This is a genomic window from Mesorhizobium sp. M7A.F.Ca.CA.002.05.1.1, assembly GCF_003998335.1.
In the GTDB taxonomy this organism is placed as follows: Bacteria; Pseudomonadota; Alphaproteobacteria; order Rhizobiales; family Rhizobiaceae; genus Mesorhizobium.
Genome location: NZ_RZQI01000152.1, coordinates 1 through 9,309, shown reverse-complemented (window position 1 = coordinate 9,309; position 9,309 = coordinate 1). Strand labels below are relative to the sequence as shown.

Sequence of the window (9,309 nt, the reverse complement as noted above, 5' to 3'; positions counted from 1 at the left end):
GTCGACGGCTCGGTCGCCGACGCCACCGAGGATGCCTACGATCATTCCTGCGTGCTCCTGGCGCTCGCGCATGCGCATATGTCTGGCAATCCAGACGCCTTGCGCCTCGGCGAGGAAACCTTCGCCTTTCTCGATGCGCATCTCGAAGACAGCCGCATGACCGGCTTCCTCGAGACATCGGACGGCAAAGGCGAGCGCCGCTCCAACCCGCATATGCATCTGCTCGAGGCCTTCCTCGCTTGGCATCAGGCGACTGGCGAGCGCGCCCATCTGCGCCGCGCAGCGCGCATCATCGACCTCTTCCGAAGTCATTTCTTCGATCCGGAAAGCTGGACGCTTGGCGAGTATTTCGATGCCGAATGGAAGCCATCCGCAGGAGAGAAAGGGTCATGGACCGAGCCTGGCCACCATTTCGAGTGGGCCTCGCTGCTGGTCGATTTCGCTGGACGCAGCGGCCAGGCCGAATTGAGCGGCTTTGCCAGAAAACTTTACGCGTCGGCCACTGCCAATGGCCTCAACCGCGCCACCGGCCTTGCCTATGGCGCCGTCTCGCGGCAGGGCCTGCCGCTCGACCTGATATCACGCAGCTGGCCGCAGGCCGAAGCGGTGAAGGCGGCTATCGCGCTGGATGGTTCGGGCGGGCCGGACCTGAAGCCCGAGATCGAAGCGCGCGTCGGCCGGCTGTTTCGCTGGCACATCGACCCGGCGCCGCTCGGCCTGTGGATCGACCGCATCGACGAGCGCGGCCGCTCACTGGCATCGGACGTGCCGGCCAGCATCTTCTACCACCTGGTCTGTGCGCTGACCCAGTATCTGGATGGGACGGCCGATCCGAAGGCGTAGGACTTGATCAGTACGGGCTCGCCACATCCCCGGTCTCGACATAGATCGACTTCAGCTGCGAATAGAGTGCCAGCGCCGCCAATGAATTCTCACGTCCGATGCCCGACTGTTTGAAGCCGCCGAACGGGATTTCGACCGGCGTCAGATTATAGGCGTTGATCCAGCAGGTGCCGGCCTGTAGCTCGGCAATGACGCGGTGGGCGCGCGGCAGGTCACGCGTGAAGACGCCGGCGGCAAGGCCGAATTCGGTGTCGTTGGCGCGGTTGATCACCTCGTCCTCACCGTCGAATTTCAGCACGCTCATGACAGGCCCGAAAATCTCCTCGCGGGCGATGCGCATTGTGTCGGTGACGCCGGTGAACACCGTTGGCTCGACAAAGAATCCGCCCTGGAAACCCTGCAGCGAAGGCACGTTGCCGCCACAGGCAAGCGTTGCTCCGTCCTGCTTGCCGATCTCGATATAGCCCACTACCTTGTAGTGCTGCGCCTTGGAAACCAGCGGTCCCATCTGGGTTTCGGGGTCGAGCGGGTCGCCGATGCGGATTTTCTTGGTCCGCTCGATCAGACGCTCGACGAAGCGGTCGTGAATGCCGCTCTGCACGAAGACGCGCGTGCCGTTGGAACAGATCTGCCCGGTCGAATAGAAATTGCCGAGCATGGCGCCGCCAATGGCGTTCTCGATGTCGGCATCGTCGAACACGATCAGCGGCGACTTGCCGCCAAGCTCCATCGTCGCGTGCTTCATCTTCGAGCCGGCGAGCGACAGCACCTTGCGGCCGGTCGGCACCGAGCCGGTCACCGAGACCTTGGCGACGACATCGTGGCCGACGAGCCCGGCGCCAACATCGCCATAGCCTTGCACCACGTTGAACAGGCCGTCAGGCAGCCCGGCCTCGCTGTAGATCTCGGCCAATGCGAGTGCTGAAAGCGGCGTGTTTTCCGATGGCTTGAACACCATGGCGTTGCCCATGGCGAGCGCCGGTGCCGATTTCCAGCCGGCGATCTGGATCGGGTAGTTCCAGGCGCCGATGCCGACACAGACGCCGAGCGCTTCGCGCCTTGTGTAGGCGAAGGGTCCGCCGAGATCGACCGACTCGCCATTGTAGGCGGCAACCGCACCGCCGAAATATTCAAGGCAGTCCGCTGCCGATGGGGCGTCCGCCACCAGCGTTTCCTGGATCGCCTTGCCTGTATCCAGTGTCTCGATGCGGGCGAGGTCGGCGTTGCGGGCGCGCAATATGTCGGCGGCGCGGCGCAGGATGCGCCCGCGCTCGACCGGCTTCAGCCGCGCCCAGGCGGGCTGCGCCGCCCGCGCCGCCTCGACGGCGAGTTCCAGCACGTTCGGCGTTGCCGAACGCAGCATGGCGATGGTCTCACCGGTTGCCGGATAGATGACCGGCAGCGGCGCGCCGCCTTCGTCCTCGATGTAGCGTCCGTTGACATAGTGCGATGCCGTGGGCTGGGCGCGCATGGGAGGTCTCCAAATCGTCTTCGCGGCATGCATGATCGTGCAGTCACGATCATGCTCTATCTGTCCGACGCCTGCCAGCTCGGATTGATCCATGGTTCCTGGTTGGACGGCGCCAGCGGCGTCCGGCCAAGGATGTGATCGGAAGCCTTCTCCCCGGTCATGATCGATGGCGCATTGAGATTGCCGTTGGTGACGCGCGGGAAGATCGAGGAATCGGCGACTCGCAAGCCTTCGACGCCAATGACCCGGCATTCCGGATCGACGACGCTCATCATGTCGTCGGCGCGGCCCATCTTGCAAGTGCCGCAAGGATGGTAGGCGCTCTCGGCATGATCGCGGATGAAGATGTCGAGCTCGTCGTCCGACTGCATGTGGCTGCCCGGCGAGATTTCCTTGCCCCGATAGGGGTCGAACGCCGACTGCCCGAAGATCTCGCGCGTCAGCCTGATGCAGTGGCGGAACTCGGCCCAATCGTCTGGATGCGACATGTAGTTGAAGCGGATCACCGGCTTGGATTTCGGGTCCGGCGAACGCAGCGTCACCGAACCGCGCGACTTCGAGCGCATCGGTCCGACATGCGCCTGGAAGCCGTGCGATTTCGCAGCCGCCTTGCCGTCATAGCGGACTGCCGCCGGGATGAAATGGTACTGGATATCGGGGTAGTCGACGCCGGCGCGCGAGCGCACGAAGGCTGCCGCTTCGAAGTGGTTGGTGGCGCCAAGCCCGGTCTTGAGGAACAACCACTGCGCTCCGATGAGTGCTTTCGAGAACGGGTTCAGCACCGAATTGAGCGTGATCGGCAGCAATGATTCCTGCTGGATGTAGAGCTCCATATGATCCTGCAGATTGCGGCCGACACCGGGCCGGTCGGCCACCACCGGAATGCCGTTTGCGCGCAAATGCTCGGCCGGGCCGATGCCGGACAGCATCAGTATCTTGGGCGAATTGATCGACGATGCGGCGACGATCACCTCACGTCGCGCCTTAACGACCTGAATCTGTTTGTGAGCTTCGATCTCGACGCCGATGGCGCGTTGATTCTCGATGATCACGCGCCGCGCAAAGCCCTTGACCAGACTCACATTTTTGCGCTTCAGCGCCGGCTTCAGATAGGCTGATGCCGCCGACCAGCGGCGGCCGCCGCTGATGGTCTGCTCCATCGGCCCAAACCCTTCCTGCTTGGAACCATTGTAGTCGTCGGTCAGTTCGAACCCGGCCTGGCGACCAGCCTCGACAAAGGCGCCATAGAGCGGATTTTTACGCGAGCCGCGCTGCACATGCAGCGGCCCGCCGTGGCCGCGCCAGCCATCCTCGCCGCCGTCCGAATCTTCCATACGCTTGAAATAGGGGAGCACGTCGGCGAAGCCCCAGCCGGCCGCACCCTCTTCGGCCCAATGGTCGAAATCGCGGGCGTGGCCGCGCACATAGACCATACCGTTGATCGAGGACGAGCCGCCGATCACCTTGCCGCGCGGTGTCGCCAGCACACGGCCGCCGAGATGCGGCTCCGGCTCGCTGGCAAAGCCCCAGTCATAGAGGCTCATGTTGAGCGGGATCGAAAGCGCCGACGGCATCTGGATCAGCGGCCCGATATCGCTGCCGCCGAATTCGATGACGATGACCGAATGCTTGCCGTCTTCAGACAGGCGATAGGCCATGGCCGAGCCGGCCGAGCCGGAGCCGATGATGACGAAATCTGCTTCAAGCATCGTTCATATGCGCCATGAAATCGGCGAGCGAGACATTGCCGCCGGTAGCCACAACAAAGGCGGTCTTGCCCCTCACATCCACCTTGCCGCCGAGCAGTGCGGCGAGCGAGGCGGCCCCCGAGGGCTCGAGCACCAGCTTCATGCGCTCGAAGGCGATCCGCATGGCGCTGCGCACCGATTGGTCGTCGACGGTGATGCCGCGAACACCGGCGGTCTTGACTGCCGCGAAAGGCGCGTCGCCCGGCCGTCGCGACATCAGCCCGTCGCAGATCGACTTCGGCCCGATCGGCATCGTCTCGATGCTGCCATGTGCCAGCGACGAGCCCATGCCGTCGAAACCTTCAGATTCGACGCCGATGATCTCAGTGGCGGGCGACAGATAGTGGAAGGCGAGCGAAACGCCGCCGATCAGCCCACCGCCACCGACCGAGCAGAACAAAAGATCGGCGCTGGCGCCTTTGGCTTCGAGTTGGTCAAGCGCTTCGAGGCCGGCGCCCGCCTGGCCGGCAACGATCTCCGGATCGTCAAATGGATGCAGCAGGGCCAAGCCTTCGGTCTCGGCGATCTCGCGTGCCTTGGCGGCGGCGACTTCCTCACGCGCGCGTTCGCCATGGTCGGTCAGCACGACGCGGGCGCCATAGCCGGCCGTAGCATCACGCTTGGCGGTCGGTGCGTCGATCGGCATGACGATGGTGACGGGAATGCCGAGCGCCTGGCCGGCAGCCGCCAGCCCTTGCGCGAAATTGCCGGAGGAGTAGGCGACGACGCCTTTCCTGGCCTCTTCAGTGGAAAGCTGCTTCAGGCGCCAATAGGCGCCGCGCACCTTGAACGATCCGGCCCATTGCAGCGATTCCGGCTTGATGAAGACGCGGGCCGCACCCGTCTCGCGGGCCAGTACCGCCGATTCCAGCAGCGGTGTGATCTGCGTCGCCCTGGAGGTGACGGCGTAGGCCTGCTTGAGGTGGTCGAGGGAGGGGACGAGAAGGTCTGACATCATTCGCCTCGCGGATACCTTTTGCTCTCTTCGAGATTGTCGAGGTTCATGTGATTGCGCATGTAGCGCTCGGACGCTTTTTGCAGCGGCTGGAAATCCCAGGGGTAATAGGCGCCGTTGCGCAGCGCCGGATAGACGACCCAGCGGCGCGCCTGGCTTTCGCGGACAGCGGCGTCGAAGCCGGCCATGTCCCAGCGCGACTGGACCTTGTCCATGAATGCCGCCACCAGGCCCGCATTGGCCGCGTCATCGACCAGATTGTCCCGTTCGAGCGGATCGGCTTCGAGATCGAACAGTTGCGGCGGATCGAGTTCGCAATGGACGAATTTGTATCTGCCGTCGCGGATCGCCACCAAGGGCGCGTTGGACCCTTCGGCCGCATATTCCATCAGCACCGGCGCGGTGCGCTCAAACCCCTTGGTGAGCGGCAGCAGCGACTGGCCGTCGGTCCACGGCGCGATTGCAGCGATGTCGATGCCGGCGAGGTCGCAAAGCGTCGGCGCCACGTCAAGATTGGAAACCGGCGTCTCGATCAGCCCGGCGTGAACGCCCTTGCCGGCAATCACCAGCGGCACCCGCGCCGAGCCCTCGAAGAAGCTCATCTTGAACCATAGGCCGCGCTCGCCGAGCATGTCGCCGTGGTCCGAGCAGAACAGGATGATGGTGTCGTCGGCCATGCGGGTGCGCTCGAGAACATCCAGGATCTCGCCCAGCTTGTCGTCGACATAGGAGATGTTGGCGAAATAGCCCTGCCGCGAACGACGCACCTGTTCCGGCGTGATCTCGAAGGAAGGATAGTCGCTGGCGTGGTACAGCCGCCGGGAATGCGCATCCTGCTCGTCATGCGCGATGAACCCGGTTTCCGGGTTCAACGCCTGGCAATGCTCATAGAGATCCCAATACTGCTTGCGCGCGACATAGGGATCATGCGGGTGCGACAGCGAGACGGTGAGGCACCATGGCCGATGGCTCGCATCGTCCTGTTCGCGCGAAAGCTGATAGAGCTTCTGTGTGGCTAGGAACACGACCTCGTCGTCATACTCCATCTGGTTGGTGATCTCGGCAACGCCGGCGCCGGTCACCGAGCCCAGATTGTGATACCACCAATCGATACGCTCGCCGGGCTTGCGGTAGTCCGGCGTCCAGCCGAAATCGGCAGGGTAGATGTCGGTCGTCAGCCGTTCCTCGAAACCGTGCAGTTGGTCCGGCCCGACGAAATGCATCTTGCCCGACAGGCAGGTGTAGTAGCCGGCAGCGCGCAGATGATGGGCGAAGGTCGGGATCGACGAGGCGAATTCGGCGGCATTGTCGTAGACGCCGGTGCGCGACGGCAATTGCCCGCTCATGAACGAGGCACGGCCTGGTGCGCAGAGCGGCGAGGCCGTGTAGTTGTTGGCAAAGCGCGCCGATCGCGCAGCCAACGCTTTCAGATGCGGTGTGTGCAGAAAATCCGCCGGGCCGTCCGGAAACAAGGTTCCGTTGAGCTGGTCGACCATGACGATCAGAAAATTGGGTCGCTTCGTTGTCACTGTTTGCGCCGCTCGCCGAGTTTTGTTTCGAGATAGTCCTCGACCAGCGCGATTGCGGTCGCGGCATCAGGCACGCCGTCTTTCAGCGCCCGCCTGATGTAGAGCCCGTCGATCATCGCCGCGGTCGCTTCGGCGGCGCGGTCGGCCTCGGCCCTGGGCAGGATGCCGACAAGCCCGCTCATCAGGTTCGAGTGCAGCCGCCGCGCATAGACCCTGAGCAGCCGGCGCAAGGCCGATGATTTCTGCGCCTCGACATAGAAGGCGAGCCAGGCGGCGATGGTTTCCGGCTGGAACTGGATGTCGGAGAAGTTGACGGTGACCACCGCCGAAACGCGCTGGCGCGCGGTACCAGCCGATTGAAGGGCGCGTCGCATGTCGATGGTCAGTTCGGCCAGGATGTGCCGCATCGTCGCCAGCAACAACTCGTCCTTGGCGCCGAAATAGTGATGGGCAAGAGCCGACGAAACCCCGGCGCGTCCGGCGATCTCGGACATGGTGACGTCGAGCGAGCCGCGCTCGCCGATCGCCGAGATCGTCGCGTCGATCAGCGCCTTGCGGCGCAGCGGTTCCATTCCGACTTTCGGCATCTCGCGATGATCCTTTGAGAAAACAGGATTATTTTTTATTGACGCGTCAATCAACAAAAAAATCGACCGCGATCTTGGCTGTACCAAGCGATTGTCCGCCTCCCGCCCTTCACGAAGTGGGCAAGATTGTTTATATTTGAACAATAAAGGCGAAATGCGCCGTGAGCCCACATGTTAGGCTGGCGCCAAGGATGGAGACCGCCATGACCGCATGCATCGTTGGCTGGGCGCATTCGCGCTTCGGCAAGCTCGAGGGCGAAACGCTAGAAAATCTGATCGTCAAGGTGGCAACCGACGCGCTCGACCATGCCGGCATCGGTCCCGACGAGGTCGACGAGATCGTGCTCGGACATTTCAACGCCGGCTTTTCGGCGCAGGATTTTACCGCCAGCCTGGTGCTTCAGGCCGACGACCGGCTGCGCTTCAAGCCGGCGACGCGCGTCGAGAACGCTTGCGCCACCGGATCGGCCGCGGTCCGTCAGGGCATCCGCGCCATCGACGCCAATGCCGCCCGCATCGTGCTGGTGGTCGGCGCCGAGCAGATGACGACGACGCCGGGGCCGGAGATCGGCAAGAACCTGCTCAAGGCGTCCTATCTGCCCGAGGACGGCGAGACACCGGCGGGTTTCGCCGGCGTCTTCGGCAAGATCGCGCAGGCCTATTTTCAGCGCTACGGCGACCAGTCGGATGCGCTGGCCATGATTGCCGCCAAGAACCACAAGAACGGCGTCGACAACCCCTATGCACAGATGCGCAAGGATTTCGGCTACGAGTTCTGCCGCCAGGAGAGCGAGAAGAACCCGTTCGTTGCCGGCCCACTGAAGCGCACCGACTGCTCGCTGGTCTCCGACGGCGCCGCCGCCCTTATCCTTGCCGACACCGCCACGGCGCTGAAGATGCGCCGTGCCGTTGCCTTCCGCGCCAACGAGCATGTGCAGGATTTCCTGCCGATGTCGAAGCGCGACATCCTGACCTTCGAAGGGTGCGAACAGGCCTGGAACCGGGCGTTGAAATCAGCCGGCGTGACGCTCGACGATCTGTCCTTCGTCGAGACGCATGACTGCTTCACCATTGCCGAACTGATCGAATACGAGGCGATGGGTCTTGCCAAGCCGGGAGAGGGGGCAAAGCTTGCGCTGGACGGCACAACGGCCAGGGATGGCCGCCTGCCGGTCAATCCATCCGGCGGGCTGAAGGCCAAGGGCCATCCGATCGGCGCCACGGGCGTGTCGATGCATGTCTTGACCGCCATGCAGCTTGTCGGCGAGGCCGGCGGCATCCAGGTGCCGGGCGCCAAGCTTGGCGGCATCTTCAATATGGGCGGTGCGGCGGTCGCAAACTACGTTTCCATTCTCGACCGGATCAGGTAAACCGCCCGCATTTACGGGAGGGTTCATGACAAATCCGGTTCTGATCGAAGTGTTGCGCGGCGCGATCGTCGAGAGCGCGCATCGCGGCTCAGTCGCGGTCTTCGATGGCGATGGCAAGCCCGTCTGGGAGATCGGCGACACAGCCAAGTCGGTGTTTCCGCGCTCGGCGGTCAAGGCGATCCAGGCACTGCCGCTGGTCGAAAGCGGTGCGGCCGATGCCTATGGCTTCGGCAACCGCGAACTGGCGCTCGCCTGTGCGTCCCACTCGGGCGAGCCGGCCCATGTCGATCTTGCGCGATCCATGCTGGCCAAGGCCGGGCTGGACGGATCAGCACTCGAATGCGGCACACATTGGCCGTCCAACCATGACGCCGAGATTGCGCTCGCCCGCGCCGGCGGTTCACCGAACGCGTTGCACAACAATTGTTCCGGCAAGCATTCCGGCTTCCTCTGCACCTGCGTCCACGCCGGCATTGCGCATCGCGGCTATGTCAAGCCGGGACATGGCCTGCAGGAAATGGTGCGCGACGCCATGCAATCGGTGACGGGCGCTGTCCATGGTGAGGACCAGCGGGCCATCGATGGCTGTTCGATCCCAACCTATGCGGTGCCGCTCAGGAGCTTCGCGCTCGGCTTTGCCCGCATGGCCACGACATCAGGTTTTGGTCCCGAGCGAGCCAAGGCCGCGAGGCGGCTGCTGGCTGCATGCATGGCCGAGCCCTTCTTCGTTGCCGGCAGCGGCCGCGAAGACGTCGCACTGATGGAGGCCGCACCCGGGCGGATATTTACGAAAGGCGGCGCCGAGG

Annotated in this window: 8 protein-coding genes; 3 read left to right on the top strand and 5 right to left on the bottom strand. The window is 63.8% G+C overall.

Going from position 1 to position 9,309, the window contains the following annotated elements; translation table 11 throughout:
• The coding region (locus EN939_RS10595) for an AGE family epimerase/isomerase (RefSeq protein WP_164750937.1) at window positions 1–843 on the top strand (843 nt) is incomplete at its 5' end.
• Window positions 844–850: 7 nt separating this feature from the next.
• On the opposite strand, the gene betB is transcribed toward EN939_RS10595, so the two are convergent.
• The 5 genes from betB to betI are packed head-to-tail and all read right to left on the bottom strand — an operon-like array spanning window position 851 to window position 7,133.
• Window positions 851–2,314, bottom strand: coding sequence for a betaine-aldehyde dehydrogenase (gene betB, locus EN939_RS10590; RefSeq protein ID WP_127267971.1), 1,464 nt, complete (start codon window positions 2,312–2,314; stop codon window positions 851–853).
• Window positions 2,315–2,370: 56 nt separating this feature from the next.
• Window positions 2,371–4,023, bottom strand: a complete 1,653-nt coding sequence (gene betA, locus EN939_RS10585) for a choline dehydrogenase (protein WP_127267970.1) — start codon at window positions 4,021–4,023, stop codon at window positions 2,371–2,373.
• Window positions 4,016–5,017: a threonine/serine dehydratase gene (locus EN939_RS10580; RefSeq protein ID WP_127267969.1), complete on the bottom strand. Its 1,002-nt coding sequence runs from the start codon at window positions 5,015–5,017 to the stop codon at window positions 4,016–4,018. The genes betA and EN939_RS10580 overlap by 8 nt, the downstream gene beginning before the upstream one ends.
• Complete coding sequence (betC, locus tag EN939_RS10575) at window positions 5,017–6,546, bottom strand: choline-sulfatase (RefSeq protein WP_127267968.1); 1,530 nt, start codon at window positions 6,544–6,546, stop codon at window positions 5,017–5,019. The genes EN939_RS10580 and betC overlap by 1 nt, the downstream gene beginning before the upstream one ends.
• A complete protein-coding gene (betI, locus tag EN939_RS10570; protein ID WP_127267967.1) occupies window positions 6,543–7,133 on the bottom strand; it encodes a choline-binding transcriptional repressor BetI in 591 nt (196 codons plus the stop codon). The genes betC and betI overlap by 4 nt, the downstream gene beginning before the upstream one ends.
• A 203-nt stretch (window positions 7,134–7,336) precedes the next feature.
• Here betI and EN939_RS10565 point away from each other — a divergent pair, with 203 nt between their 5' ends.
• Complete coding sequence (locus EN939_RS10565; protein WP_127267966.1) at window positions 7,337–8,503, top strand: acetyl-CoA acetyltransferase; 1,167 nt, start codon at window positions 7,337–7,339, stop codon at window positions 8,501–8,503.
• Window positions 8,504–8,528: 25 nt separating this feature from the next.
• On the top strand, window positions 8,529–9,309 hold a 781-nt coding region (locus EN939_RS10560), incomplete at its 3' end, for an asparaginase (protein ID WP_127267965.1).

Coding starts and splice junctions, on each gene's coding strand:
- EN939_RS10565 (WP_127267966.1), top strand. CDS start 7,337: ATGACCGCATGCATCGTTGGCTGGGCGCATTCGCGCTTCGGCAAGCTC.
- betB (WP_127267971.1), bottom strand. CDS start 2,314: ATGCGCGCCCAGCCCACGGCATCGCACTATGTCAACGGACGCTACATC.
- betA (WP_127267970.1), bottom strand. CDS start 4,023: ATGCTTGAAGCAGATTTCGTCATCATCGGCTCCGGCTCGGCCGGCTCG.
- EN939_RS10580 (WP_127267969.1), bottom strand. CDS start 5,017: ATGTCAGACCTTCTCGTCCCCTCCCTCGACCACCTCAAGCAGGCCTAC.
- betI (WP_127267967.1), bottom strand. CDS start 7,133: ATGCCGAAAGTCGGAATGGAACCGCTGCGCCGCAAGGCGCTGATCGAC.